This is a genomic window from Arthrobacter sp. CMU6 (assembly GCF_059090205.1).
In genome coordinates this window covers 41,660-67,754 of the sequence record NZ_JBNHFL010000002.1, presented here as the reverse complement: position 1 = coordinate 67,754, position 26,095 = coordinate 41,660, and the positions used below count along the sequence as shown (strand labels likewise).

At 61.1% G+C, this 26,095-nt stretch carries 21 protein-coding genes and 1 pseudogene; 8 read left to right on the top strand and 14 right to left on the bottom strand.

The genetic code is table 11. The annotated features are described in order from the left end of the window. Nucleotides 1-372 precede the first annotated feature (372 nt). Nucleotides 373-888 carry an HNH endonuclease gene (locus tag AC5RWD_RS01650; RefSeq protein ID WP_494018384.1) on the top strand — a complete coding sequence of 172 codons (516 nt, stop codon included), beginning with the start codon at nt 373-375 and terminating at the stop codon, nt 886-888. Nucleotides 889-1,279: 391 nt separating this feature from the next. On the opposite strand, the gene AC5RWD_RS01645 is transcribed toward AC5RWD_RS01650, so the two are convergent. Continuing rightward, nucleotides 1,280-1,561: a hypothetical protein gene (locus AC5RWD_RS01645; RefSeq protein WP_494018383.1), complete on the bottom strand. Its 282-nt coding sequence runs from the start codon at nt 1,559-1,561 to the stop codon at nt 1,280-1,282. Nucleotides 1,562-3,174: 1,613 nt separating this feature from the next. Here AC5RWD_RS01645 and AC5RWD_RS01640 point away from each other — a divergent pair. From AC5RWD_RS01640 to AC5RWD_RS01630, 3 genes are all read left to right on the top strand, one after another. Then, on the top strand, nt 3,175-4,572 hold the full coding sequence (locus tag AC5RWD_RS01640; protein WP_494018382.1) for a hypothetical protein: 1,398 nt from the start codon (nt 3,175-3,177) through the stop codon (nt 4,570-4,572). Between the two features lie 42 nt (nt 4,573-4,614). Further along, nucleotides 4,615-5,550, top strand: a complete 936-nt coding sequence (locus AC5RWD_RS01635; RefSeq protein ID WP_494018381.1) for a hypothetical protein — start codon at nt 4,615-4,617, stop codon at nt 5,548-5,550. 229 nt (nt 5,551-5,779) lie between these two features. After that, entirely contained in the window at nt 5,780-6,121 is a 342-nt protein-coding gene (locus AC5RWD_RS01630; protein ID WP_494018380.1) for a hypothetical protein, read from the top strand. A gap of 83 nt (nt 6,122-6,204) precedes the next feature. On the opposite strand, the gene AC5RWD_RS01625 is transcribed toward AC5RWD_RS01630, so the two are convergent. From AC5RWD_RS01625 to AC5RWD_RS01595, 7 genes and pseudogenes are all read right to left on the bottom strand, one after another. Continuing rightward, entirely contained in the window at nt 6,205-6,765 is a 561-nt protein-coding gene (locus AC5RWD_RS01625) for a hypothetical protein (protein WP_494018379.1), read from the bottom strand. After that, nucleotides 6,762-8,873 carry a hypothetical protein gene (locus AC5RWD_RS01620; protein WP_494018378.1) on the bottom strand — a complete coding sequence of 704 codons (2,112 nt, stop codon included), beginning with the start codon at nt 8,871-8,873 and terminating at the stop codon, nt 6,762-6,764. Before AC5RWD_RS01620 ends, AC5RWD_RS01625 begins: the two co-directional genes overlap by 4 nt. Nucleotides 8,874-9,543: 670 nt before the next feature. Next, the gene (locus tag AC5RWD_RS01615; protein WP_494018377.1) at nt 9,544-10,806 is read right to left on the bottom strand and encodes a Fic family protein; all 1,263 of its coding nucleotides are present in this window, start codon (nt 10,804-10,806) and stop codon (nt 9,544-9,546) included. Between the two features lie 921 nt (nt 10,807-11,727). Further along, nucleotides 11,728-12,699 carry an RNA-guided endonuclease IscB gene (gene iscB / locus AC5RWD_RS01610; protein WP_494018376.1) on the bottom strand — a complete coding sequence of 324 codons (972 nt, stop codon included), beginning with the start codon at nt 12,697-12,699 and terminating at the stop codon, nt 11,728-11,730. 379 nt (nt 12,700-13,078) lie between these two features. After that, entirely contained in the window at nt 13,079-13,243 is a 165-nt protein-coding gene (locus AC5RWD_RS01605) for a hypothetical protein (protein WP_494018375.1), read from the bottom strand. 46 nt (nt 13,244-13,289) lie between these two features. After that, nucleotides 13,290-14,669, bottom strand: coding sequence for a recombinase family protein (locus AC5RWD_RS01600; RefSeq protein ID WP_494018374.1), 1,380 nt, complete (start codon nt 14,667-14,669; stop codon nt 13,290-13,292). Nucleotides 14,670-14,728: 59 nt separating this feature from the next. Next, nucleotides 14,729-15,397 (bottom strand): annotated as a pseudogene (locus AC5RWD_RS01595) (TadA family conjugal transfer-associated ATPase); the annotation flags it as partial. Nucleotides 15,398-15,547: 150 nt separating this feature from the next. Here AC5RWD_RS01595 and AC5RWD_RS01590 point away from each other — a divergent pair. Then, nucleotides 15,548-15,784: a hypothetical protein gene (locus AC5RWD_RS01590; protein WP_494018373.1), complete on the top strand. Its 237-nt coding sequence runs from the start codon at nt 15,548-15,550 to the stop codon at nt 15,782-15,784. Between the two features lie 53 nt (nt 15,785-15,837). Here the strand turns inward: AC5RWD_RS01590 and AC5RWD_RS01585 are convergent, their stop codons facing one another. Next, nucleotides 15,838-16,143 (bottom strand): helix-turn-helix domain-containing protein, encoded by a 306-nt coding sequence (locus AC5RWD_RS01585; protein ID WP_494018372.1) that lies wholly within the window; start codon nt 16,141-16,143, stop codon nt 15,838-15,840. A 56-nt stretch (nt 16,144-16,199) separates the two neighbouring features. On the opposite strand from AC5RWD_RS01585, the gene AC5RWD_RS01580 reads away from it, so the two are divergent. Continuing rightward, nucleotides 16,200-16,415 carry a hypothetical protein gene (locus AC5RWD_RS01580; RefSeq protein ID WP_494018371.1) on the top strand — a complete coding sequence of 72 codons (216 nt, stop codon included), beginning with the start codon at nt 16,200-16,202 and terminating at the stop codon, nt 16,413-16,415. Between the two features lie 228 nt (nt 16,416-16,643). On the opposite strand, the gene AC5RWD_RS01575 is transcribed toward AC5RWD_RS01580, so the two are convergent. Continuing rightward, complete coding sequence (locus tag AC5RWD_RS01575; protein WP_494018370.1) at nt 16,644-17,000, bottom strand: hypothetical protein; 357 nt, start codon at nt 16,998-17,000, stop codon at nt 16,644-16,646. Between the two features lie 121 nt (nt 17,001-17,121). Next, nucleotides 17,122-17,850, bottom strand: a complete 729-nt coding sequence (locus tag AC5RWD_RS01570; RefSeq protein ID WP_494018369.1) for a hypothetical protein — start codon at nt 17,848-17,850, stop codon at nt 17,122-17,124. A 237-nt stretch (nt 17,851-18,087) separates the two neighbouring features. On the opposite strand from AC5RWD_RS01570, the gene AC5RWD_RS01565 reads away from it, so the two are divergent. Then, on the top strand, nt 18,088-18,531 hold the full coding sequence (locus AC5RWD_RS01565) for a hypothetical protein (RefSeq protein ID WP_494018368.1): 444 nt from the start codon (nt 18,088-18,090) through the stop codon (nt 18,529-18,531). Nucleotides 18,532-18,804: 273 nt separating this feature from the next. Here AC5RWD_RS01565 and AC5RWD_RS01560 read toward each other — a convergent pair whose 3' ends face one another. After that, nucleotides 18,805-21,483, bottom strand: coding sequence for a peptidoglycan DD-metalloendopeptidase family protein (locus AC5RWD_RS01560; protein WP_494018367.1), 2,679 nt, complete (start codon nt 21,481-21,483; stop codon nt 18,805-18,807). After that, a complete protein-coding gene (locus AC5RWD_RS01555) occupies nt 21,483-21,869 on the bottom strand; it encodes a hypothetical protein (protein WP_494018366.1) in 387 nt (128 codons plus the stop codon). Before AC5RWD_RS01555 ends, AC5RWD_RS01560 begins: the two co-directional genes overlap by 1 nt. Nucleotides 21,870-23,209: 1,340 nt before the next feature. On the opposite strand from AC5RWD_RS01555, the gene AC5RWD_RS01550 reads away from it, so the two are divergent. Continuing rightward, nucleotides 23,210-23,812, top strand: a complete 603-nt coding sequence (locus tag AC5RWD_RS01550) for a hypothetical protein (RefSeq protein WP_494018365.1) — start codon at nt 23,210-23,212, stop codon at nt 23,810-23,812. 178 nt (nt 23,813-23,990) lie between these two features. Here AC5RWD_RS01550 and AC5RWD_RS01545 read toward each other — a convergent pair whose 3' ends face one another. After that, entirely contained in the window at nt 23,991-26,084 is a 2,094-nt protein-coding gene (locus tag AC5RWD_RS01545; protein WP_494018364.1) for a right-handed parallel beta-helix repeat-containing protein, read from the bottom strand. Between the last annotated feature and the right edge of the window lie 11 nt (nt 26,085-26,095).

Below are 26,095 nucleotides of genomic sequence, written 5' to 3'. Positions count from 1 at the left end.
CCGCCGGTGGACCGACGGAGCCGGGAGCCATTCTGGAAGAACCACTAAAGGACCACCCGTGGACCAACGTGGACGAGTGGTGAGGCAGCCCAATCAAACGTGTCGTGAAGTGCTCGCCCGGCCAACAACTAGACAGTGGCTGGGACCACTAACCCGGTGGCAGTGCACAGCTCGCCATCGGTGATGGTGCGTTCCTCACCTTTCGTCCAGAAGTTGCACCTTAGCGTCACTGGCACGCACTCAGGCAGTCACCTGCCCTCCGAGAAACAGAACCCCTCCGTCGTATGTCATAGCCCACGTCTACGCTTCTCCCATGAGCGAGTCAACGCGAACTCCGCACTTGCCGACCAGAAGGAAAGGAGCGGTAGGCTCATGACCACAGCGGAAGAGTTCTATGCCCACTACACGCAGTCAGGAACCGCGGGGTGGTACAACCGCCTTGGCCCATTGCGCCAGGCGATCATCAGATGCGATGGCCCTGCTGTACTAGAGATCCTGAAGTCCCGTTGTGAGGTGGCCCCCGAGGATGCTGGCGGATGCTGGATCTGGATTGGGGCCAAGCGATCAGGGTACGGGTTCATCGGCCGGGGACCGACGAACAGGTTTGCGCATCGGGTCTCATGGGAAGCGGCGAGGAGCTTCACGGAGGAACTGGGATCACTCACCGTCCATCACAAATGTGGGCATCGCTTGTGCATCAACCCACATCATCTGGCTGCTGCGACTCACCTGCAGAACACGGCGGAGATGTTCGGACGGCAGGCCTTCAAGGCGCGAATTGCGGCACTGGAGGACGCCCTAGGACTGCTCGATCCGAGCCACCCGCTGCTGAAGAGGCTGCCGAAGCCTCTGCCGACGGACGAGGCGAGTCCACCGAGCGATGAGTAGCCTTGTCGCTTATATCTCCTCAAGTGCGCGGCCGATTTCAGTGAACGACCGCCTATGCATTCTCGGGCCGGCCGCATTGGGAACGGACGGCCAGCGCATCATCGACACCGTCCGAATGATCCGAGAGTCTCTTCGACGAATGCGATGCCCTCGCCAAAGCTGCCTTGGACCGCGACGCTCAATAACTGCCGGACGCACACAGACTTCCTGCACTGCCGATGGGCGGCGCACTGTCGGTCCGGCGGTCGACGCGGGTGGGGAAATGGGAATGGGAAGAGCATCGACAATAATTCCGGAGCCGTCGGGTGGACCGGCAGATTAACTAATGGGCTGGCAGCCCGACTTCCTGCACCAACGTCTAGCTTTCATCGACTATGTCCGGTGGGGCCGGTCAGTCCTCGTCGGCCGCCCGGCGGAGCTCCTCCTCGCTGTACCCGAAGGTGTAGCCCTCATCCTCGCCTTCGGAGCGCCAGATGTCCGCCGCGTCGTAGACGCTGAGCGCCTCGCCGTCATCGTCTCCATCTTCATCGTTCTTAAGTTCGCTGATGGTGACCACGTCCGCGTCGTGGTCCGCACCGATGGCGCAGCGGCAGGGTGTGAAGTAGCGCCGCTCCTCCCCCGCGTCGTTAAGCGAAATCTCCGTCATGCGCTGGTGCTGCGCTCCAGTGGTCATCTCGGCTCCCCCATGGTTAGTGGTGCGGGCCGCGTGCCCGGTTTGGTCATGCTACGCGGAACCTCACCGTGGACCCAAGTTTTTTATCGACGGTGAGCAGGGACGCCAGATCCGCACACATGGGGTCCCATGAAGCACATCCGACACGCTTGCCGAGGGTCTGTCCCGCGAAGAATCGCGGCGGGTGGGAGCAGTTCGAAGCCGCAAGCGCAAGGATCCTCCATGGCCCAGCAGCTGCCGACGTTGGAAGAGATGCGCTCCAATGCGTACGTCCTGCTCGGCGACGCCGAGGATGAGCTCCGTCCCGACTGACGCGAGGGACCGGACCGGACCGCGACCCGGCCGAGGCGCTCCCGACGCCCGCATGCGATCGCACAGGCCAAGCAAGCACTCAACCGCGCCGTCGATAGGTGGTGCGTCGTGTTGGGCCGGCGGTAGCCGCGGCTGCCGGTGTGCAAAACCGGAAGAGCGTCGAGAATTTTCCCCAGCTGTCGGTGAATCGGCATATTAAGAGGACTCGGGGCTTCGCCCCTCGTCCCTTCGTGTTGCGCGAAGCGCTCATCGGCCCGTTGACGGTTCTGGTTTCCCGCGTCGTGTACTATCTTCGTGTTTCCTGCGCCTGCGGCGCTGCTCGCGCGCTGCGCGCGCTCCGCGGCATGCTTTTCGCCGCGGCTGCTTATCATCTCTCGTTTTGGTGACCGGCTTCGCTGCGCTGCACCGTCCGCGCTGCGCAGCCCGTAGCGCGGACTGTCCGTTGTCCGCCTCGTCTTTCGTTCCGTTTCCCCTGGTTCCGCTTCGCTTCAGCTGTGTGCTGCGCACGCCGCCGTGTTGTTCTCTCCGCTGCGCGTCGTGTTTTTCGCATGGCTTCTCCCTGGGCGGGTGGTCCCTCCGCTCGTTGTTTGGTTCTGGCCGGTGGCGCCTGCGGCGGGCGGACTGGTGCCCGGCTCGTTTCACGTCCCGGCTCTCGATGTGTTTCTCGTCGTCCGGGGCTGCGCCCCGTTCCGTTTCCCGTTGTGACCTCAGTCCGGTTCTCGATGCGTTTCCCTGAGGCTTCGGCCCCCGGGGGCAGGTACCCAAAACGTGAACGTCAGGTGGCACCCACTGCCGGCCGCAGGCCATTAACGGCCCGCCGCCGGCGACACCCAAGGACGTCACCCGGCGCTGGGCCACCCAAAAATTTCTGGGGAAAAGTTGCAGAAAGTGTGGCCGGCATCCGCGGCGCAGCCGCACACAGAAGAGATGTCAGCGTAAGAGCCGAAGACGCTGTCCGGCGACACCGAAATGCTTGGCACGACGGCGATCCATGTTCGCAGCCGTCCATGTGTTTCATAGGCAAGAAGGGTCAGCGCGGGCCGATCCGGGCATGGGGCGATAAAGGCAATTCCCTAGCCTCCCGCAGGCTGCAAAAGACCCTAAATCCGCCCAGCCGGGTGCAGGGCGGTGACGCAAAAACTACGCATGTTTCTAGGTGTGAAGCAACACATTTACCGTCTTGCCGCGGCCAGAGAGATCGAGTACAACCCCACAAGGGTCAATCATCGAGCAGGGACTTTTGCGTCATCGGCTGCGAACGTTGTGCAGGGCTTTATTCACGAACGAGCAGGAGCTTTCCCTTGGTAGCAGTCACCCCCGAACGCCGCATCGTCTCCGACGGCCTCCACGCCGAGATGATGCCCTCGGCCAACCCCAACGACGACCTCGCCATGCACAACCGCCGAGACCCGTACTGGGATCGACTCTGGGCACCGGGCTCCCAGGCGAACTGGATCACCGGTCCGATGGCCAGGCATCACAAAGAGTTCGGCCTCAGCCCGGTCAACGCCAAGCTGCTCCTCACGACAGACGAGGCACGACGCATCATCACCTCCAACCGCGGCCGCACCGACCGGCTCGCCGCCTGGGGCGTCCTCGACTCATGGCGCACCGTCTCGGCCGAACAGCTCGCCGCTTTCACCGGCTGCCGCTATTTCCTGGACTCCAACTACTCGTCTGTGGCCGCGTCCTTCTCCCTGGACCTGATCGACATCGGAGTCTATGCCAACCGGCTCCGGCTCAACCCGGGCATGGACAGCGGCGTTGTCTTCCGCACCGCGAACTCCGAGGCGTTCACTCGGACCATCGAGCCGACACTCACCGGCCCTGAGTGGCTCAGTGTCACCGCCGGCATGCCGTGGTCCACCGGCGGCCAGTACGACCGGCACAACGTCCTCTCCACCGAGCTGGGCCTGCGCGTCGCGGAGTACCTGGACGTCGGGGCGGTCATGGGCGAGAAGCTGTCCTCCATCGACCTGCTGGCCGGCTCCGGGCTCGGGAAGAAACTGGTCCGGGCTGACAGCCGCCGCGCCGACGGCACGATCGTCCGCCACGACGGCATGCGCATCGCCTTCGAGCTCACGGCCACCGCGTCCCCCGCCTTCGAGAACAAGGTGCGGCGCTGGGCCCAGGTCGTTTCCGAACGTCCCCTGGAAACGTCAGGGCTGACCGTGGTGTTCATCGCCGCCCCGCACCCCGACCGCTCCAGCCACACCGGCACCGACCCGCGCCACGAGATCTACCGCATCCTCTCCAAGGTTCTTCGCGAATTCCCCGGCCGCGGCCAGGACTCACCAGCTGCCCGCATCGGCATCGCCCACTGGGAGGAATGGTTTCCAGACCGGCACCTGATGAGCGAGGCGTTCTTCAACCTCGAAGCCGACTTCGCCATCAACGACGCTACCGGTCCTGACCGGTGGGCTCGCCGTGGGATGCTCATGGATTACGCCTTCTCCCCGTGGCACACCTTCGACGCGACCGCGGTTCTGGAGAACTCCAAACTGCTGGCCGCCACCCCGCACTGGATGCGGAAAGGTGACCACACAGCGATGATCGGCTCCCCCATGGATCGGGCTGGGGTTGAGGTCCCGCACCCGGCGCCGGCCAAGCCGCACCTGACCAAGGGCCGGCCGCTGGGTGCAGCCATCGGTAAAGGCGGCGATGCGAAACTTCCGAAGCGCCTTCGCGTTGAATGGTGAGTCGCTAGCAGACGTCAGGAGCGGAGGAGCATACTTTCCACCATGACGGAACTTCCCGAAGGAAGTGCGGAGAGGAATATGAACTCCCCTTCTGCGGAACCAAGAGCGAGTTCCCTGTACGCAGGAGGTAGATTCCGTTTAGCCGCAGATGCAGCTGCTTGGCTGACTGTTGGCGGAGTCTTGCTTTACGTTGCGCTGAGAGTACCGTTCGACACGTTCTACGGCCGGCTAGGTACATCGGTGGAGGAGGTAGGACTCGATTACATACAGCTGCTTGCACAGTCCGTAGCGCTCATGATCGCGATCGCCCTGGTGCTGGTCTTGATATACGGGATGATGCTCCCGTTGACGATCGTTCTGACAAGCCACCCTCGGAACTTGAACCGGTTCAGGCGTGACCGCTGGAGCTACCCCGTCATGAATAGGGATGAACTCGCGCGGATGTCCCCGGAGGATTTCCGGCTTCGGCTCCAGGAGGCGGAGAGCAGATGGAAGACCTCCGGGGTGCGCAACGAAATCATTGATCGCAACCTCAGCATGCGACGGCGTCTTCGAGAGCTCGATACCACTCGGCCTTTGTCCCGAGATGATCGACTCGATCGAAGGCGTCTAGCGATGTCGTTGATCTTCAGCGGTGACCCGGCACTGCGGCGGAAGCAGCTGGCACTGATGCGGCGGCAAGTGCCGTGGGGTGCTTTGGGCATTACACTCATGTGGCTCCTGGCAGTCTTCCCTCCACTCGCCTACCAAGCGGCAAACGACGTAAAAGATTGCCACGCAGGGCATCTCTGGATCGGCTACGACTTCGGTATAAAGCCGGCCGAGCTGCTCGATAGTCAGACATTGTCCCCGCGGTTCTATAACCGTCCGTTGTTGCTTCTTGGCGGCGACGCGAACCGGTACGTTCTCTTCGACTGCAAGCAACACTCTGTGATGCGGGTTCCGACGTCGACGTTCGTTGTTACTACCTACGGGTAATCGCTGCCCAACCCGCCTTACTTGGCGCGAGCAGGATTAGATTGCCGTTGCCTTGTTCTCTGAGCCGTGGAGGCCGGACATAGGTAAACGGCACCTCTAGCAGGATCCCGTCTCAAGTGACCGACCTGCCCGCCGAAGGAACGCGGATCACCGGCCACTGTTAGAGCATCAGTATAGGCTCGATGGTGCAGCCTCTGAGTGGGACTGCATAACGAACGGGGACGAGATCGTGGGTATCTGGGCGAAAGCGAAAGACGTCAAAGAGGGTATGTCGGCACTAGTCGCTCAATGGGCCGTCCAACGGAACGAAGGTCCGGATGAACACACGCGGCCCGAACAGCCCGCAGTAGACGAAGATCCAATGGAAGGCTACTCGGCACTCTTTGCCAGTGAGCTTATTGATGATCAAACCTGCGCGAACTGCGCCGCAATCGACGGCCACGAATACACGTCCATGGCAGAAGCAAGGGCCGACTACCCTGCGGGCGAATACCCCGCCGGGGGCTACAACGGCTGTGAGAGTGAATCCGGCTGCCGAGGGACTTTGATACTTTTGCGTGAAGACGGCTGATCCGGCGGCCCGCCCCGTCATCCAAGTGCGGGACGGGCGAATTTTGACGACCGGTAACTGCCCATTTGTGCCTGATAGCGGCCCTACGCGGCCTCCGCCAGACTCGCTGACTGGGCGGCGCGTCGCTCGGCCAGAATCATCCGCGCCAATTCCGGCATCGTCCAGCCACGCGATGTTCCCAAAGAGACTGGGTCCCTTGCCTGCATGGCAAGCAACAGGAGGCGTTCAGTGCAGTTCGGTGATTGCAGCACTTTTTCCCGGATCCACGGGTCTTCCGTCTCACGCCAGAACCTGCCCAGGAGGCGTTCCGTAGTGGCCGAGGATTCCACGATGTTGTGCCTGTTCCGCCGGGCATCCGCTGGCGGCTGGGTCTTGGTGTGGTCCCACAGCAAATTGAGCACACGGGCGTCAGCGTGTGGATGGAAGATGAGAGTCCGGACCTCCCTGGGATCTGCATGACCAGCCTGCTCGGCAGCAGCAAAGAGCTCCCCGTACGTCTCGAAGTCCGGAAACAGTGCTTCCGGGCCCGGGTAATAGCCCGTCGGATCAGAGACGCTTGTCCTGAAGGCTCCCCAGAAGCTCTCCTCGTAGGTTCTGAAGCAAGGGTAACCGGTCTCCCGCTCCGTGTAGGTGAGCCCGCTCATGCGGCGTTCGCCTGCCGGAGATCCTGGCACGCGGTGCAGTGTCGGATGACCATGGGCGGCGCTACGAGGTGCTCGTCGCAGGTTTCGGCTTCGATGTCATTGATCGGGATCAGCGTCGGCCGGGGCATACGGTAGTCGTTTGGCGCGTCCTGCGAGCTCAGGTGGAGCGCTGGGCCGGAAAAATCACCGGAAATCTCAGTAGCCACAGAGGAGAAATTAATATCGGCGTTCAGAACGACAACCTCCGAGACCTCCGCCGGTCCCCCTTCTGACGTTTCCGGGTATTTATTGCCGGGCAGCGCTGCTGGCGTCACGGCATTCGGGTCGATGCCGTCGGCAAGGCAATACTGCCATCGGCCTCCCTCGGTCCCGTCGTGGCGAACCCCTTGGCTTTTATCCAGCATGCGCTGCAGCGCGAGTTCCTGGAGCATCCTATCGATGGTTGAGCGGGGGAATTGCGTCTCCTCGACAACGTCTGCGGTCCTGCTGAACGGCTTCCTGTGGACGGCCTCGAGCACCATGCGGCGCACCGGCGGGATGCTGTCATGGGCCACGCGAAGAGCCAGGAGCATGGCGTCCCGCCGGTGCATTCCGATAGCGCTTCCGCCGAGGACGATTTGCTGAAGCATCTTTACGAACCGAGTTGGGGACTCCGGGTCATTTGCCTCCATCGGTTCTCCCTTGAAATCCCGTTCAGCCGGTGTACGAGCCATGGTGACGTAGTCAGCTGCTTCAAACAGGACGATAAGGTCATCCTCATCCAGAGGCGCAGGGTTCTTATCCATGCCTGCGATGACACCCGCGGCCGCCTTGCTGAGTTCCTCCCGCATCTGCTTTTCATGGCCGGTGTTCATGAGCGCCTGTTTTCCTTTAAGCCGTCGGTCGGCGCGGGAATCCATCCTGATTAGCCCGAAACGGTCTCCCATGGCGGCGATTACGCTGTGGTGCCGGTCGTAGGTGGTCGTCGTGGCGCCTATCAGACTGATGCGTCCTGTCCAGCTCAGCGTCTTTCCTCCGTCTGTTCCGACGTGTCTAGTCCAGGAGCCGTCGTAGACTTCCCGAAGCGCCGCCAAGACGGCCGTTCGAGCATCGCTTCCCAGCGAAAGGATCGAGGTGAAGTCCTTCAGGATCAGGGTCCCTTGGGTTCCGATCTGAGTCAGCAGCCCTCCTGTCGCGTCCTTTGAGCGTTCAGAGTTGCTGGTTCCAGACAGCAGTGCCCCAGCCGACGCAATTTCTGACACCATGACCGTGTTCGGGGTAGCGGCCAAAGGAGCGATTCCCTCGGTCTTTCCGCTGGCCGATCCGGCAACAGTCAGGAGCCAGACCGGTTCACCCTCCAGTTCGTGCGCTGCACGGACGGCAAGATTCGCGTGCACCACAGACATGTCGTAAGCGGAGCTCATCCACTTCCGGTAAGCGTCCTCGCACTCGGCGAGCGTGACTGCCTCGGCCGGAGGCGTCCAGCCCGGATCCGCCCGTTTCTGGAACTCCTGAGTTACATCAAGCAGGTCATCCCATCCGAGGCCCTTTTCAAAGTGGTCGGTGAGATCGGCTCCTTTGATCTCGAGCGGGGTTCGAACGACGGTAAAGGGAACGCCGGCTTCCTCAGCAAGGGCCATCCAATTCAGGGCGTGCTTGATACCGGGTTCGTCTATATCCGGCACGATGGTCAGGTGCCGCAAACCACGGAGCTGGGAGGCGTACTCGCTTGGGAGACGCTGGCCGGCGCCCGCATGTCCGCAGATCATCGTGCGGCCGTTGCTCTTCGCCGTTTCACAATCCTTTTCCCCCTCACCGGCCAGGGCGCCCTCACCGGCCGCGATGCACCTTTTGAGGTCGGGCAGGTTGTAGACGGGCACGGCGCCGTCTGCTTTCAGGTTTTTCAGCACCGCTGAGTCCCTTGCCGAGTAACGAAATTCCTTGTGTCCGGCTTTGGGTGAATTCGGATAGGCCAACCTGACTTTGGTGAAGGCCACTGAACCATCTTCGAAACGAAAGCAGTACCTGGCCTGCTCGACCGGTTGGCCGTGGTCGACCTTGGATTTCTGCGTAGCTGCCGGTTTGGCCTGGGTAGCTCTTGTTAGTCCGGCGCTGCCAAGGACGTTCAAGGAAGATCCCCCATGCCCCAGGGCTGCTTCGAGGGCCTGTTTGATGTCTTGCCAATGGCAACCCGCGAAGCAGTTCACCACGACGCCCTGATCAGTGCTTGAAGCCAGGGTTATCTGGCAGCTTGGTTCCTGGTCTGCGTGGGCGGGAACGGGGCACTGGCACTGAATCTCATTGTTACGGCGTCGGTACCTGAGGCCGAGGGCATCCAACGCCTCCATGGCGGTCTCGAGGCTAGTTATAACGTTGCGGCTCAACTCGCGTCGACCTTTCGTGAATCAAATCCGCCCCTGTGAAGAACGGATTGTGGCAGGTCACTTCAACATGTGTTGCAGTGACAAGGGGCAGACCGACAGAAGCTCGACCTTTGGTTGGCTCTATGCGGTTCGATCGACGACGGCGGTCAGTTCGGCGACCCAACCACGGCCACCCAACCAGGAACCGCGCCCTCCAATCGGCCCTTCGAATCTCCCTATGCGGCTCGATCGACGACAGCGGTCAGTTCAAGGTGGCCAGCTCTTGGTCGCGGTGTGCGACGGTGCTTTGACCGCGCGGCGTAGGTGCCCTGCAGCGCGGGCGGGTTGTTCTCGGTCATGGCTCCCGCCATATGATGTGTCGTTGGAGCTGATGCGAGCGGCAGGATTCGCGGAAGGCAAACTGTGTTGAGCCGGCTCAGCTGCGGCTGCGGCGGCCCGAGCGGGCGGCGAAGGAGTCCAAGGCCGCGAGGATCTCGTCCGAGCACCAGTGCCGGCCGCGCTTGAACTTGTCGAGGCCCTTCACGATGCCGGCCTCTTCCAGCACCTGCATCTGGCGCCAGATAGTGGCCGGAGCGAGACCGAGGCGGTCCTCCAGAAGCTTCGCGTTCACGACCGGCTGTCGCGCCAGAAGGTCGGCAATCTTCCAGGCGGCAGCGTCCCTCCTGGCCTTGATGGTCACTTTCCAGCGGTCACTGGCGGCGGTGATGTCCCCGACCAACTGCCGGCCGTTGTCGATGGCCCGGAAGGTAGCTTCGGCGGTGAGCAGGATGATCCGGTCCGGGTCCCCTTCGCGGTACGCGGTCAGCGCATCGTGGTAGCCGTTCACGTCGTTGAGGATGCCAGCAGAGACGGGGACCGTGACGGTGCGGGTCAGGCCCTTGTTGCGGAGCATCGCCTGCAGCAGGGCCCGTCCGGCGCGGCCGTTGCCGTCGGTGAAGGGGTGGATGGTCTCGAACTGGGCGTGGGCGATGGCCGCCTGGGCCAGGATCTGGACGTCGTTCCGATCGGCATAAGTCATCAGGTCGTCCATAAGCTCCGGGACGCGGCGGGCGTCAGGTGCCACGAAGTCGGCGCCCACCGGGTTGGTGCTGGAAGTTCCAATCCACACCGGCTCCTCCCGCCACTGGCCGGCTCCTGCCGGGTCCGAGTGCCGCATCAGCGCCCGGTGCATGTCCAGCACAGTGGCTGTCTCCAGGGAGTCGGCGGCGGCAAGGGCATCGTCCATGGCGGCGACGTTGTCCACGACCAGGGTGGCGTTGTGCTTGGAGTCATCGCCCAGCTCGGCCATGCCGATGCTGCGGGCGTTAGCGGTGACATTTTCGATCTGCGACGAGGAAGCCGATTCCGTCCGGAGCAGGATGGCCGAGAATGGGGCGACGTCGTCGCCGAACTCGTGATCGAAGTCCCGGATCGCCAAGGCTGCATCTTCTGCGGCTGCCGTCACCTCGCCGGACGGCGCGTAGCGGATGTCGGCGATGAATGGTGGGATGGCGGCCTTGTAGGGCATATACGGGGTGTCGGTCATGAACCTCGGCCCTGAGCTGATCTTGCTTTCCCACTGAAGCTTCTCCCACTCCAGCGGCGGCCAGGCTCCGCCGGCATGAGGGTCAACGGAGACGTCGGCCCCGCGGTGCGATTTGAAGCTGTCCCTGCCGGCTCCGCTCCGTGGCTGTACCATGCGGCTCCTTGTTGGAAGTGAGAATCTTCAACGTGTGAGCATTCACTTGCGATAGAAGTGAAAGACTTCTGAGCCAACTCTTTCACTTCGATCGTGATCTGAAAAGAAACGGAAAGGCTTTTCTCAGATCGCCGGGTGGCAGGGGCGACCGACCGCTATCAGCCGCTGTTCATCGCAGATGACCTGGGCAACCCGACAAGTATCCGCTCGCCGGATACTTGTGCCGGCCGAGTCCGGTTGTATGCCATCGGCGTCGGCGGCAAGGGCCACAGCATGGACATAAGGCGCCTGAAAAATAACCGGAAATGTCGGTACCCACGGAAGAAAAATTAATATCAGCGCTAGATTGAGAGTCACCGCGGCCGTCCCCGCCCCCCCCTTTCTGACATATCCGGGCATTTTTTCCTTGCGTGTCCTAGTTTCGCGCGCCCAGGGAGAAGTCCTGAATGTTTTCGGTGCCCTCGAAATACCATCCCGCCCCACGCTGAAGTAAGGTGCAGTCCTCATGCCTCACGGAAGGAGCCATGCTACGAGCCGTCCTAACGGAAAATCGCCCGCTGCTCCGGATGGACACCCTTCCAACGTAGCTCCCTGCATATTTTCCCGTCGCAATGACAGCACGAACCGTGTCGCCGGCGGCAAATCCGTAGACGGCTTTGCGCCTGGGAAGTATTAGCCAGGGGAACCCGAAGCGATCGGATCGGCTCCGCGCATATGACCCTCTACCCGTTTGACGGGCGACCAGAACCGTCTTGGGGTAAGCAGCGATGCAGTCCGCCTCGCCCACGGCCAGCGCGTCGTTGCAATGCGTTTTCTCGAGCCCGTTCCGGGCACGATTGAACTTTGTCCGGCCACCCGATCCTGTATGAACGCCGAGGCCCGTTTTACATATCGCCAGCCAAAGTGCCCGGCGGGTCGAGTTTACTGCGGCGGCATCACGCAACGGCAGACGAGCCCATTCCCGAATCTAGCCAGACGTTCGGGATCTTTGACGAAGTCCTCCACCGGGAGGCTGCCCTTAGCATCGTTGCATCTCACGCACGCCAAAACTCGGTTTGAAAGGCGGTCCGACCCACCCCGCGATTTAGCCTCGAGATGGTCCATATTTAGTGGAACATTCCTGGCATCGCAATATACGCACTGGTGTTGGAATTTGGTCAAGAGATATTCCCTGAGCTCAAATCCCCACAAGGCGCCCTGCTGGTATTCAATGCCTTTAATTTCGGCATTCTCGATTTTTTGCATGTCGAAGCGTGCCAACTCTAGGACGACGGCCGTTATCGGAAACCACGTCCGCATTTTTTCGACCATCGACATGGTTCCGTCAACCCTGTGCTGAAGTGATGGGGCAAGCCATCCCTGGGGCTTTGATCGATGCTTGTAGCGGCGTTGGCGGTATCGTATCTTCCGGCGGCGGCCATGTCGGCGCCGAGAACGCGCCAGAAGGCATTGGGTGATGTCTCTTGATCGTTGCACGACTTCGGCTGCGAACAGGCCATGGCGGGTCCTGTTGGTTGTACCGGTGATGGCGAATACGGACAGCCCCGTGCGCTTCGAGCCTGGGTCGATACCAAGCCCCAATTCCTGCACGTGAGCAGTCCCGTCGGTTGTAGTTTTGTCCTTCAACCTGATCACGAATGGAACGCGCGAAGCGACTACCGCCCGGTTGGATCGGAGAAGCGTCCGCACCCGCGCTGGGTGTGCCGGCATGAGAGGTACACCGTCCCTTCCCAGGACTGGGATACGAGCGGTGATTGCGCGAGCCGTAAGGCTCTCTACTGGCCGTCGGGAAGCTCCCGATGTGGCCGTGACGCCTTTGGCAGCAGGTGAGCGGCCTAAGGTCTCCCCTCGATCATGTTGCCCGCCAGAATTTGGGGGCGATTGCCCCGTCACGCCGCACCCCGTTTCATTCCCGCCTGTGGAGTGTCTGCTGATGCGGTTTCGGGAGGGCGGGGCTGAGGAAGCACCCCGCCGCCGGTCTTCATTCTTGCGGAAAACGTAGACATCCAAGTCACCTCTTAAAGCGATGTCTGGATCTGGTCGACCACGCCAAAAGGCTCAGGCGGCCGACGCCCTGCATGTGTGCGTGGAAGGCTCGAAGCCGTCCAGAGCTGATTATTGTGTTGACGGCTTCTGGGCACAAGAGGCGACCCTTCGGCTGCCCCTTCCCGGCGTTAGGTCCCTTTCGCCTGTCGTGATCCACAGATGCCGCGATTCGCCGAACCATTGCCAATCTGGGTCCAGCGTCCTGAGCGGCATCCAAGGCGCGGCATCATGCACCCTGTGCCAATTGATCCCTCTCTTGTTGCTGCGCGCGTTCTACAGCCACCACCGTGCGGGCGTGAAGAGCAGGGTCCAGTGTGACGGTACCGCTGAGACCCTGCGCCTTCCTGGTGCTGGCAATCCATTCAATGACTTCCTCTGTGTTGAGCTCCATAAAAGTCCTATGCGGCCCGGAAGCCAGCGGCTGTCACTTTTGTGCGTTATAGCCTCCACTCCGGAACGAGGCGCCCAGAGTCGAAGGACTTGGGACCCGTGACTTGCCGCCGGGGCATCACGACAACCTTCACGAAGACGTCGTCCAGCACGGCTCGTCGCACGCTTACAGCCATGCTCTCCCACCCGGCTCTAAGCATCGCCCCGGTCGTGAGCTCCCGCGGTCTAACGATCGGCACAGGCAGAGCCGCTTTCGCCCGCTCGACAGCGGCGCGTGCTGATTCCCATTCGGCACGGCTGATCATGCCAATGGCGTAGTCTCCCGCAATTTCTTCCAGCCTGGCGTCCAGCGCTCCGGTATGCTCCAGCCACTCCGAGGTTGCCTCCGTCTGGCCCACAACCCTCGCGTCCTGAAATCTAAAGGCAGCTTCGGCCAACCAGGCTTCTGTTTCGGCCGCCACGATCGTGGTTCCTCCGCAGGCCGCTGCCCCTTCACTCTTTGGACAGCGATAGCTCTCCTTCTTCGACCGCCCGTTGACGCACTTCACCATGCCGGTCCCGCATTTGCTGCAAACGAGCAGACCCGTCAGCAGATGTTTGCGGGCACCACCTCTGGTTCCGTTAGAGCGGCCGGGTGCGAACCTGGCCCGGAGCATGGCCGAGGTCTCCTCCGAAATGATGCCATCCCACTGTCCTTTGGCCGACACTTTGCCCCGGTGTATGCGCAATCCGGCTATGCGAGGTGCCTTGAGGATGTTCTGGATACTCGCGGCCCTCCAAGAGGCGCCACGGAACGTTGGGATGCCCCGGGCGGTAAGATCCCTTGCAATCGCATTCAGGCCCTCACCGTGCAACACACGGGCTGCCATCTCACGAATAACGGCTGCTTCCTCAGGCACGATGTGCGCCTCAGCTGTGTACCCGTAGCACCGCTGCCCTGGCCAGGCGCCGGCCTCGGCCAGCTCCTGATGCTTTCTGAGTACTCTCATCCTGGATTTCTCGACCTCTCCAGCTGCAAATGCCGTGACCACTCGGGCCATCGTTCTGCCGTCTGGGTTGCTCAGGTCGATGTGGCCGTTAGTGGCCGAGTGGATATTTATGCCGGTCGCGGAGGCAAGATCAATCCAATCCTCCAGTTCACGAGGATTGCGATGGAGGCGATCGGCCGAGTAGACAACCACGACGTCCACACCTCCGGCCTCCATGAGAGCCTTCAGTCGAAGATAGTCCTTACGATCCTTTCCACCAGCAGCCGTAATGTCATTGTCCTCGAACCTCTCATCCAGGACGCGCCAGCCCTTGCGCTTTGCCAAGGCGAGGCAATCCTTGAGCTGACGGGTGACGGCAAGTCGCTCATTCGTGATGTCCTTGGATACTCTGGTGTAAATTGCGGCACGAGCATTCGCATCATCTTTGTCTGGTTCCATGGTGCTTACCTATGCCGTCTACTCGGCCACGGGTGTCGTTCAGGTACACGTCATGATTAACTCACCCCCTCGTGCGCAGAATTTGCGTGGACGGTGCACATCCCAGGCAGGCCGCTGTTAAGGGCGATCAGCATGTCGAGGCTCTCTGCCTCCCGGACCTCCCCCACCACCAGACGGTCCGGCCGCATCCGGAGGGCTTCCTTGACCAGGCGGCGGAGCGGGATTTCCCCTTCGCCTTCAAGATTGGGTTGCCGGCACTGCAGCCCGACAACATCGCGCAGCGGAAACTGCAGCTCGAAAATCTCCTCGACCGTAACCACGCGCTCCCGGCTGCCTATGCTGGCCGCGAGGCAGTTCAGCAGTGTGGTCTTTCCCGCCTGCGTGGCACCTGAGACCAGGATGTTGAGTCCGCTCGCGACGGCGGCGCCCAGGAAGCGACCGGACTGCGGGGTCAGGGTGCCCAGTTCCACGAGGTGATCAAGCCGGGTTGCCTTCACAACGAACTTCCGGATGTTGACGGCCCAGTGTCGCCTGGTGACATCCGGAATTACCACGTGCAGGCGGGAACCGTCGGGCAGGGATGCATCCACGAAGGGGGACGAGATGTCCAGGCGCCGGCCCGAGCTCTTCAGCATGCGTTCAACCAGGTCCCGGACCTGCTGATCCGTAAGGCTGAGCGATGTGAGTTCGGATTCACCGTTCCGCGCGACATAAATCTCCGTTGGGGAAAAGATTGGTTATAGGTTTCTTCCAAGGCTTCGGTGCTACAGCCCGCTAATAAGGAGTCAGTTCCGGAACCTAGAATCACTGCTACGGGCATTAGCACGGTCTCCGATCCGTAGCTTCTATAACAACAATGTCCCTTGGGGGGAACAAAAATGAGCAGCACTTTCACCATGTCCGATGTCGCACGCCACTTCGGGATTACCCGGAGCCAGGCTTACCGGGAAGTGCAGTCTTGGCCGCACGTTCGCCGGGGCACGGACATCACTTTCACTCCGGGCCACATGACGGAGATTAACCGGCTGATGAACGCCGGACCTGATGAGCAGATGGGCCGGCTGATGCTGCTCGAGCAGAAGCGGGCTGAGGTAAGGGCGCTGGACGCCGCATAGACGCCACAGAAAGAGCCCTACTGGTATTCAGCCAGTGGGGCTCTTTTGTGCGCTCATTGGCCCGGTGGTCGCTCCTTGAGGCCGTGCCGGATGTTGTAGTTGTGGGACCTGCGCCGGGACGCCTCATTCCCTACCCTGGTGCTTCTGGCCTGCTTCACGGGCGCTTCTACCCTGTGCCTGGCCTTGATCGCTTCGATGTCCGCGTATTCGAATCGGATCCTCGAACCATACTTCGAGTGCGGCCATTTTTCTTTCCGCATGAGGTCATAGACGCCGCTCATGCTCATTTGCAGCATCTCCGCTACATCCTCAACCGTGTAGAACCGTAGTTCCGGGGGTATCTGTCTCTCGGTAGTCACTCAGGTAGGGTATCGGCGGCCACAGGCATCGATAGGATCGGTTAATGGATAGATTCATGATCGAAATTCCGAACGACAAGCACCCTCACAGCGTGGAGGCTGCCCGGTGGGAGTGCACGGCCGATAATCAGTTGACTTCTTTTGACGACGAGGGCAACCAGATAGCCACATGGGGCCCCACCGAGTGGTACCGGCTTATCGAGCAGAACGAAGACGGCAAAGTCGCAGATAAGTTCCGCAATAACACCGTACCCAACCCGAAATACTCCTAAACCCGAAAGAACCCCCGTCAGCCACTAAAGGGCGGCGCGGGGGGTTCTTGACATGCAAGCAGCCCTCCGCAATCTGGGGGACACACGGAGGGCTGCCATTTATGACGCTACGCCGACGTACTCACTCACACAACCGGATACGGTTGCTATTCGTTCACGTCCTTACCGTAGTATCCCGCGGTAGGTGGTCCGCTCCGCGTGTGGGGGGCAGAGCGGGCCACCACTTCCCTATTCGGGTAGGAACCCCGGCAGGCGTTTGCCCCAGCGCACTGGACGCAGTTCGGGCGGGCACTGGTGGTATTCGATAATGTCCCACTCTGAGGCGGTCAGGCGGCGCACGTTGTCCGCGGGGATCCATGCCGAGTAGTAGTGTTCTTCGTCGTCCTGCCAGCGGGCGAGGATGAGCCCATGACCCCACCGCAGGGCCTGCCCGTAAACCGTGACTGTCCCGCCATCGTTGAGCGGGACAGCAGCCTCAATGTGCGGCCACTTCCCGTACTCCCAAGAACGGATTTCATCTCGATCGCCCTCGAGCTTCGCGTCCAGGTAGTCATACTTGGCGCCGGCAAGGGTAAACGTGGGCATGATCCCAATATATCGGCGCCGTCGGCGCTGCCGGCTCAGCAGCCGCGCCACTGCTCCTACATCCAGTTTCACCACGTCGGACAGGCTAGGCTGTGGCTCTGACAGAACGGCGTTTGGCCAGTCAGGCCATACGTTTCGACGGCTCGGAGCAAAACATGACGAAGTCATGCCCAATTGGGGTGACCAGCCGCGACCGCTCCTCAACCAAGTAGTTTCCAAGCATGAACATATAAGGCACCAGGTCGTCGTCACTCAAATCTCTGAGAACGTTGCGGGCGAGTGGCTCCCAATGCTCGATATCCTTGTACACGATGTTGGCAAAGACGGTTCGAAATGTACCATCACCCACAGCCTGGCCGTGTACCCGTAAGAATTCCTTGGAATCGTCCAAAGCCGTCAAAACGAAAAGATGCTCTGGCTCATACCGCTCCAGCAGCCGCATGAAGAAGGAATTTACGGCCTCCTCATTAGTCGCCCAAGCACCGCTATTGCAAACAGCGTTCGTAATGATGCGGAGCTTTTCCTCATTTTGGGTCTCGCGGATGAGCCGGACACCTTTAACTACCGCTGTAACAAACTTTTCGTCGGCAACGACCTCCTCCACTGTCAGATGTTCGCGCTCCACAAGCCGATCCACCTCGGCGGCTAGGCGCTTGAACCATGACTCTTGGCGGCGCTTGTCCGACCTTGCCAGGCCGCTCGAGAATATAGACGACATCGCCCCGCCCAATACAGGCAGTAGATTCAGGGTGGCATTTACACCGGCAGCAGTTATGTCTTCAGCTGTGCTTGAAGCGGGCATGGACTCGACCAGGGAGCCTGCCTCAGGATCCTCGTTCGGTTGTTGCATTCCTTGACTATAGCCCCTGAGTTTCGTCCACCCGCAGGGTCTTTTAATTGGCTGTCTCAGGCAATATGCTGGCCTTCTATTGAGGGGGCAATAATGAAACGTTTGACTGTGCTGTGTGTGGGTACATTGCTATTGACCGGCTGTGCAGGGGGTTCCGCGCCAGTCTCGAGCACGCCAGTAGCCTCCCAAGCTGACGTTGCCGGCCCCACGGAATCGGCTACACCAACGCCGACGATCATGAAGCCTGGATCCTTCACCTTCGAGAACGCCACGGGCGCGAAGGGGACCCTCCAGATCCCTGGGAAAGCTGACCCCGAGATTGAGAAGCTGCGAGCGCTGGTCCCGGGTGCGCCTAAGGTCACGTACTTGACCGTCCACGTAGACAACCGCCAAGGCACTGCCGCTGTAAACATGTACGGCGTCAGCATCTTCACCCCGGCTGGTGAGGAACTGAAGTACACGGGCGCGGATCAGTACATTGACTCAATCCGCCCCGAGGACGCGCCCGCCGAGGTATACAACCAGTTCATCGAAGCTGGTAACAAGCACATCGAGATGGCGAACCCGAAGGGTGTGAAGGACTTCGTCCTCACCGGGCCTTTGGTGCCCGCCGAGTTCACTGGTGTCACGGTGTACCCGAGCGGCGCCTACGACCCTGTCGAGGCCGTCCCCGCACCGTAGACACCCCACGCAGTATGCCCCCGATTGATTTTCGGGGGTCACACCACCAGGTCTAGTGCTCTATTCGCAGCCTTTTTCCACAGATGGTGGCGCGCCCCAACAGGAGCACCCCGTTAGCCTCTTGGGTCAGCGGGATTTCCTGTTTATTCGAACAGGGCTAGCAGGCCGCGGAGTTTCTCAGCCAGCCCGGAAATGAGGTCACCGGACTCCCAAGGATCCCCGCCAGCGATGTCTGCTGGCGGGGATCAGGATTAGGGGCGGCGTCGGAGGCTGCTAGAACCCGTAGGCTGCTTGCGCGTCGCGTTGCCTGGTCTGGATCAGCGTTGCCATCTCGTTCTCGTCGCGGACGTGGATAGGCCCGTTGAAGGTCACACCAGCCGCGGCGTTGTCCGCAATCCTCGTCATGGTCGCCCACTGGGCCGAGGACAACACGGCGTCTGGCTTGCGCTTGTTATGCTGCACCAACTGAGCGCCGCCCGTGTTCTCGAGCCAGCCGCCGCCGTCATACAGCGTCGCAGTAGCCGAGCCCTTGCGGTCGCCGCCACCGAACGCGCCAGTGATGAATTCTGCTGCGCTAGTCAGGATCTTCTTACCGATCCCGCCAACCATGTCCAGGAATGCGCCACCCTGCGGGAACGCATCCTTGAACTTGCCCAACAGCCCGTCAATGATCCCCGTTACCGGGTTCCAGCCGCCACCGGACGGCGCACCAGCCCCGCCAAGATAAGCGCTCGGATCCATGTCGTTAGGCCAGCCGCCGTTGAACACCCCAAAGTGAAGGTGCGGCCCGGACGAAATGCCGGTGTTACCACTAAGGCCGATCTGCTGCCCTGCCCGGACCTTCTGACCGAGGGCAACCCCGATCCGTGACAAGTGCGCAAACCACGTCTCCAAACCGCCGCCGGCGACGTGGATCTCATTGCCGCCCCAGACCCCCGGAGCCCTAGCACCGGGGCCAGCATGAGACACAACACCGTCCTGCGTTGCGTACACAGGCGTTCCGACGTTCGCTGCGTAGTCGATGCCCTTATGGATCCGGTTGTACCCCTGGGTGACCATGAGTTCCTTCAGGGGCTTCACCCTGCCGCCAACCGCGTACCCAGCGAGCGTACCGAACCTGTTGATATGGTCCAGCAAGCCCGGGTTGGACGACTCGAACCGGCGACGCGATTCCGACCGAATCACATGCTCATCACCGTGAACCACGCCAGCGACAGCACCACGGGGCATGTTGCCCGTGTAGCCGCCCGTCCGCCAACCAGCAAGATTGATCGTCGGAATAGGGTCGATCTTCAAGAACCCGGCAATGTCGTTGTACGCCTTGATCAGACCGTTGTTCAGGACGACATCGACAACCCATTTCACGGGCGCCTTCATCACGTCCTGGATCTTTCCCCACGCGGTCTTGATGAAGCCGACGCCCTTATTGAACGCGTCGGGGATGGTCTTCGTGATGACGTGAGAGAGGTTATCGAACACAGGGCGGATTACGTGGTCCCAGACCCACTTGATAGCGGATCCGATGCCGTCAAAGGCCGGTTTGATCACGTTCTCATGGAGCCAGGTGAAGACCGGGCCTAGGGTGTTCTTGAGGAACCCCCATACGGCGGTAAACACCGGCGACAGAACGTTGTTCCACCACCACCGGATCAGGCCGGCGATCAGGTTGAACACGGGTTTCACGATGAAGTCATAGAGCCACTGGAACACGGCGCCGACGTTCCGGACGGCGTCACCAACGACCTTGAAAACCTGCAAGATGATTGGCTTTGCCGTGTTGTTGAACCAGTCCACGACGTTCTTGATGGCGTCTTGGATGAAGCCCCAGACGTTCTTGATGATGTCCCGGCCCAACTCGGTTTGCGTGAAGAACCAGATCAGCCCGGCCACGAGCGCCGCGATACCGGCAATGAGCAGGCCGATTGGGTTGGCGGCCATTGCCGCGTTCAAACCCCACTGAGCCGCAGCAGCAGCCGCTAGCCAACCTCTCACGCTGGACACGATGGAGAGAGTGCCCATAGCCGCCGCGTAACCCGCTACAGCAGCAGTCAACGGCACCAGCCAGGTTGAGTTGTCCTTGACCCACTGACCCACCTGAGCGAGCCCGTCGCGGAAGTTCCCCACAGCCGGAATGGCAGTGTCAGTGATGAACCCGAAGACGTTACTCAGCACCGGAAGGAACTGCTCGCCGATCTTCGTTTTGAGGTCTTCCCAGTTGGCGGACATGACCTGCTGCTTGTGCGCGAACGTGTCAGATTCCTTGGCGAAGTTGCCTTGGGCGTCCGCCGTCTGCTTCGTGATCAGACTGAGGGTTGCGGCCTGGGTCGCCTGGGCATCCCACGCGCCGCCTACCTTCTCGAACCCGAGGGCAGCGGCTTCAGCGTCAATTTTCGCCTGATTAAGACTGACGCCGTACCGCTCGATGGGGTCCCGCTCACCCTTAAGGGCGGAGCTAAGAGCATCGACAGCGTCCTTAGCAGACCCACCAAACATGCTGGACAGGTCAGCGCCCATCGTGATCAACTCGTTGGTTTTCGGCGCCAGCTTGTCCATTGCGGTTCCACCGTTTTTGAGCTGCGAACCGATCAGGGTTCCAAGCTCGGCGAATTCGTTACCGGTCAGGCCCACGTTCTTGGCCGCGGTTTTTGACCAGTCCTTCATCTGTCCCGCGGAACCCTTGAACACACTGTCCAGGGCTCCTAGTGACTGCTCCGCGCGTCCTGCCCCGTCAACAGCCGAACTGACAAAGTCAGTGATCGCGCCGACAGACAACGCCGCGGCAACACCGGACAAAGCACCCTTGAACGCATTCGAGAAAGCCGCGCCGGAAGTCTTGCCGGTCTTCGCGGCCTCCCGGTCAACGCCAGCCAATTCCTTAGCGATATTGCTGCTAATGTTTCGGGCGCTCGGAATAATAGAGACAAAATATTTTGCCAATTCAACAGACGACATTAAGCACCCGCCTTAACCGGCGCGGGCTTCCAAGCCGCAGAGTCAGCCGGGATAGTCCATTCCGGCTCCCAACCGGCACGCCACAGCTTGAACGGCGCGAAGCTAAAGCCCGTACCTTCGCCAGTCGTCGCAGAATCCACCCAAGCGGTTTCAATCATCCGCACATAGGCCCTATCACCGGCCATAGTCAGATGCTGCTTGCCCGGGCGCTCGAGCACGGAGATTACGCCGTACCCGTCAGCGTTGGCCGGCAAACCAATTGCTTCGGGATGTTCGGGGTAGTCCCATCCCACGAGCAGCGGCCTCTTGTCCTTGCCGCCAAACAGCTTTACCAGCCGTTTCCCCATGGATTCCATCAACGCCAAGCGTTGAAGTTTCGCATCCATCAGAATCTCTCCTTTATCTTTTTTTGGGCACAAAAAAGCCCGCCAAACAGCGGGCAAAAGTGGTATTGCTATTCAGTTATGAGAAATAGGTCCGTGTGGAAAAACGCCATGAATGTAAGAGCGCCTAGCCAGAGGATGTCGCGGTGAGGGGCACCCGAGGGGCCCCCGCCTACCAGTCGCGGCTAGTCCTTAACGGCGGTGGAGGCCCGTTAGGCGGCTTAGGCTTACGGTTCCTGCTGCCGTCCCCCTTGGACGAGTTGCAGGCGCGGTGCATGCCCTGTAGGCCCGATAGACCTGGTGCCATGCGCCCCCCAAGGTTCACAGCCTCGATATGGTCCGCCGTGAAGCTCCTAGCGTCCTTCCAGAAGTCCGGATAACGCTTGCGGTCTTCCATGTCCCACAGGAACCCGTGGCCGCAGGCGACACACGGCAAACCCTGCGCCTTATACATGCGCTTCAAGGCGTCCCGTTGAGCCGTGTAGCGGCGGTCATTCCGATACGACTTCACCGCGGCCTCGCCTCGTGCCGTTGAACACAGCCGATTGGCGGTTCCAAACCCAGCGCGGTCCGGTAGACATAGACCGTCTCGTCAAAGAACGCCAGGAATCCCAGCCGCTTTGGCCCCCAGTCATGCTGACGCGCCCACGCGAACCGAACTTCCCGCCAGCCCTCCGGATCCCGGTAAGCCGCCGCCGGTAGAAGCTCCGCCGGCAGATTCAGTCCGTCATCTATGACCCGCTTACGCCTAACCACGGGCACGTCCGTAAACGCCGCGGACACCACGAGACGCTGGCAAATCGTCATCTAGGCCGGGGATTCGCAGTGTGGCCAGCAACCTAGCCAGGGCTAGCCGCTGCTGCCGCGCTTCACCAACGCCAGGATGAACCCTTGCGCCCTGCGAACTGGGAATCATGAGCCCGTCAGTCTTCACCGCGGCGTCAAGCTCCACAATCCGATCCCGAACCCGGCAAGCTTCCTCGAGCAAAGCCAACTCGTGCTCGGCCCAATCAAATTCAGCAGTGGAAACGTCCCACAATTTGCGACCCGGGGAATTTAGACCTCTCGGCGCAGCCATAAACATCACATCCTTTAAATAGAAAAGACCCCCTTAAAGGGCCGGAAATAGCGCCTCTTAACCCTCACGAGCCCTATACAGTTCCAGCGCCCCTACGGCCCTCACAGGGCCGCTGAGGGCCTATTGTTTGGGAGCGCGGAGGGATTTCTGCGACTAGACGGGAGGAGGCACAGTTACCTGTGGGTGGGGGTGTAGGGCCCCTGCTGATTCACGGTTGGTCAGCTCAGGGACAACGTCGGCGTTCCCTGACCCGTAGACTTCACCAGTGCGTATTATTTGGTCCATTGTTTTCGGCACTGGCTTGCTCTCGGGTCTTGTTGTCTCCCATATCGTGGGTTTGTTCGTGACAGCCTTTATCAGGCCTGATTCCTCCCTCGAGCTGAAGGATTTGTCACAACTAGCTCTTGCGGCAGCGGCCTTGGTCTTGTCGCTGTTCGCTCTCATCGTGAGCGCTAGGAAATCCAAGCGCGACGCCTTCCTCGGCATACATGACAAGCTGACCGAGCTGCATGTTCAGGAAGGACGCAAGATCCTTTACAACAAGGTCAACTCTCCCGAGGATGCTGCCAAGTTGATGGAGGATGAAGACTCCGACGAGTACGACAAGGTCAACCGGGCCATGGCGATGTACGACATCCTGGGCTTTTACGTTTACCGAAGGTTTGTCCGGAAAAGCTGGGTCTTGGAGGAGTGGGGGCCGAACCTAGTCAAAGCTAGAGTCCACGGCCAACACTTCACGGCTCATCGGCTGAAGATCGGCGCGCCATCCCCGTGGAAGAACTTCGACAAGATCAGCCGTGAGGCCTTCATCAACAGTGCCGGGAACACGGTTGCTGGCCGTGAGGCGCAGCCGAGAACCCAACCCTGATCGGGTCGGCATGGGAGAGGCCCCGCACGACGCCAGTTGTGCGGGGCCTCCTCAGCGAGGGATCAAACATTGGCCGGGGGGTCACCGTTGATCCTGCGTACAACCTATTTGGCCGACCTTGGAAGTAACTTGACGCAAAGGCCCCCACCGGCCTTAGACGGGGGTTCTTCGTGTTCACTTACTGGCGGCGGATGGTTTTCACTCCTGACGGTGTGCCGGTGTAGGAGATTTCCACCGAGTCGCCCGGCTCGAGCTGGAACGTGCTGATGCCCGTACCACCAGTGCCTAGCGGGATGAACCCGCCAGCAGCCCGCGGTTTGAACTGCGCCGAGGTGACGGTCCCGGCGAAGTACACAATTTCCGGTGTCACGCCCGCCGTGTAGGTTAGCGGTGACGCACCCGGCAGTGTGACGACAGCCCATGACGGGTAATAGCCCTTGTTGCCGGCAACGTGCGTGTACCCGGCCCATGTGGCGTCGAACTTCGCCGCGTCAGTCTTGTTCTGCACGAGCGTATTACCCTGCACGGTCGCGTCCGTGAGGGTGTGCCCGGTGTCCGTGAGGATGCCGTACACCTGCGTGCGCGTGTTCTGGTCATCGAAGCAGATGTTGCCTCGGACGACGGGCCGAACCAGGTTCTCGCTGAACCGTATGCCGTTGAGCGCGTTGCCGTTCACGTCGTTGTCTTCGATGTGGAGGTCATCGATATGCACGGTCGTTTCCGCGCCGGTCGCGGTGACGATGTTGATGCCTTCACCGCCGTTTCGGCTGAACTTGTTTCCGTGGATCTTGATGCCGCGAACCACGTCGGAACCCCACTTCGAGCCCACGAGACGGAACCCGTCGCGGGTGTTCGAGTAGCAGTTGTTGCCGCTGATGATGTGGTAGGCCTGGTTCGCTGCGAGGGAGTTCTTCTCGTAGTCGATGTTGATGCCGTCGCGCCCGTTGCTGTAGCACTGGTTGCCGCTGATGATGGCTTTCTTGTCGGGCTGGCCCAATGGTGCAAGGCCGGTCCCCTCATGGAGTGTGATGCCGTCGTAGCTGTTGCCGGCGCAGATGTTGTCCGAGTACACGGGCGAGTCCACGCCGCAACCGCCGATGCCCCAGGCGTTGCCGTAGGTGTAGTTCCCGATGATGCGGACACCCTTGGAGTAGTACGGGGTGTTACCGACGCCGCCCTGTTTCTCCACGAAGATGCCGTAGTTAGTGTTCCCGAACGCAATGCAGCCCTGCACGAGAACATCTTCCACGTCGTACTTGCCCGTACCGATACCGAACCCTGACATGCCGGGGTCATGTACCGCCTGGCCGCGCCCGTTACCGGAGGCGATGCAGTTGATGTACCGGCCACCGGGCAGGAAGTCCGAACCGAACCCGGTAGCGGTGAAGTTCTTGCACTCCACACGCTCCCAGTGCGCGTTGCGCAGGAACTCCGAAAACTGGCCCTTGAGACTGTTCGTGCCGGGGATGTCCAAGCCGTCCCAGGTCATGTCGAACCACTGCGGAGACTCGATAGGGGCCCCCACGGTCCCGTGTCCGGTGAACGCGGCGGACTGGTAAGGCTTGATGATGGTGCGGCGGATGCCGGCGCCCTGGTAGCGGACGTAGTTGCGGGGGCGCAGGTAAGCGCTGGTCCGGTAGACACCCTTGGGCAGGAACAGGGTTCCGCCGCCGAACGTTTCCAGGGCCGCGGCGGCGTTGTTGATCGCCGCGTAGTCGTCGGTTGTCCCGTCGCCCTTGGCGTTGTACGGTCCAGCGGTCACGTCCAGCACTAGACCGCCCAGGCCGGCGCGGGCGTAGGTCGTATCGAGTGCCGTTTTCGCGGGGCCGGCGTTGATGATGGCCTGTTCAACGGCCTGCTGAGTGGGCAGGACGTTGGCGCCGTCTGCGCCCTTGTCACCCTTGAACTGTCCAGCAGCGATCCGGGCCTCAAGGTCTGCCTGAGCGGCTGCCGCCGCGGTTGCCCCGGCAGTCTCCGCCGCGACCTGAGCAGCCACAGCAACGTCCTTAAGCCCCTCATAAGCGGTCACAAAGCCGGTGAAGCCGCCACCACTCCAGGCCACACGGTCCAAGGTGTCATGAGCGAACGCCGGCCCGAACCCATTAGCGTTCACCGGGAACGGGTTAGGCAGCGGGGTACCGGACGGATCCTTGATGAACAATGGCGTCATGGTGGGGTCGCCAGGTGCGAAGATCACAATAGAAGCGTTCTGCGCGATGTTCGCAGGGTTGGACGGGTCAGCAGCGAGAAGCTGCTCAAAAGTGAAAGCCATTTAGTTGTCTT

Excerpts from the sequence above, each read along its gene's own strand:
- AC5RWD_RS01645 (WP_494018383.1), bottom strand. The coding sequence starts at position 1,561 with ATGACCACTGGAGCGCAGCACCAGCGCATGACGGAGATTTCGCTTAAC.
- AC5RWD_RS01555 (WP_494018366.1), bottom strand. The coding sequence starts at position 21,869 with ATGGATGCGAAACTTCAACGCTTGGCGTTGATGGAATCCATGGGGAAA.
- AC5RWD_RS01650 (WP_494018384.1), top strand. The coding sequence starts at position 373 with ATGACCACAGCGGAAGAGTTCTATGCCCACTACACGCAGTCAGGAACC.
- AC5RWD_RS01615 (WP_494018377.1), bottom strand. The coding sequence starts at position 10,806 with ATGGTACAGCCACGGAGCGGAGCCGGCAGGGACAGCTTCAAATCGCAC.
- AC5RWD_RS01575 (WP_494018370.1), bottom strand. The coding sequence starts at position 17,000 with ATGCCCACGTTTACCCTTGCCGGCGCCAAGTATGACTACCTGGACGCG.
- AC5RWD_RS01560 (WP_494018367.1), bottom strand. The coding sequence starts at position 21,483 with ATGTCGTCTGTTGAATTGGCAAAATATTTTGTCTCTATTATTCCGAGC.
- AC5RWD_RS01570 (WP_494018369.1), bottom strand. The coding sequence starts at position 17,850 with ATGCAACAACCGAACGAGGATCCTGAGGCAGGCTCCCTGGTCGAGTCC.
- AC5RWD_RS01545 (WP_494018364.1), bottom strand. The coding sequence starts at position 26,084 with ATGGCTTTCACTTTTGAGCAGCTTCTCGCTGCTGACCCGTCCAACCCT.
- AC5RWD_RS01605 (WP_494018375.1), bottom strand. The coding sequence starts at position 13,243 with ATGGAGCTCAACACAGAGGAAGTCATTGAATGGATTGCCAGCACCAGG.
- AC5RWD_RS01590 (WP_494018373.1), top strand. The coding sequence starts at position 15,548 with ATGAGCAGCACTTTCACCATGTCCGATGTCGCACGCCACTTCGGGATT.
- AC5RWD_RS01565 (WP_494018368.1), top strand. The coding sequence starts at position 18,088 with ATGAAGCCTGGATCCTTCACCTTCGAGAACGCCACGGGCGCGAAGGGG.
- AC5RWD_RS01635 (WP_494018381.1), top strand. The coding sequence starts at position 4,615 with ATGACGGAACTTCCCGAAGGAAGTGCGGAGAGGAATATGAACTCCCCT.
- AC5RWD_RS01580 (WP_494018371.1), top strand. The coding sequence starts at position 16,200 with ATGATCGAAATTCCGAACGACAAGCACCCTCACAGCGTGGAGGCTGCC.
- AC5RWD_RS01625 (WP_494018379.1), bottom strand. The coding sequence starts at position 6,765 with ATGAGCGGGCTCACCTACACGGAGCGGGAGACCGGTTACCCTTGCTTC.
- AC5RWD_RS01600 (WP_494018374.1), bottom strand. The coding sequence starts at position 14,669 with ATGGAACCAGACAAAGATGATGCGAATGCTCGTGCCGCAATTTACACC.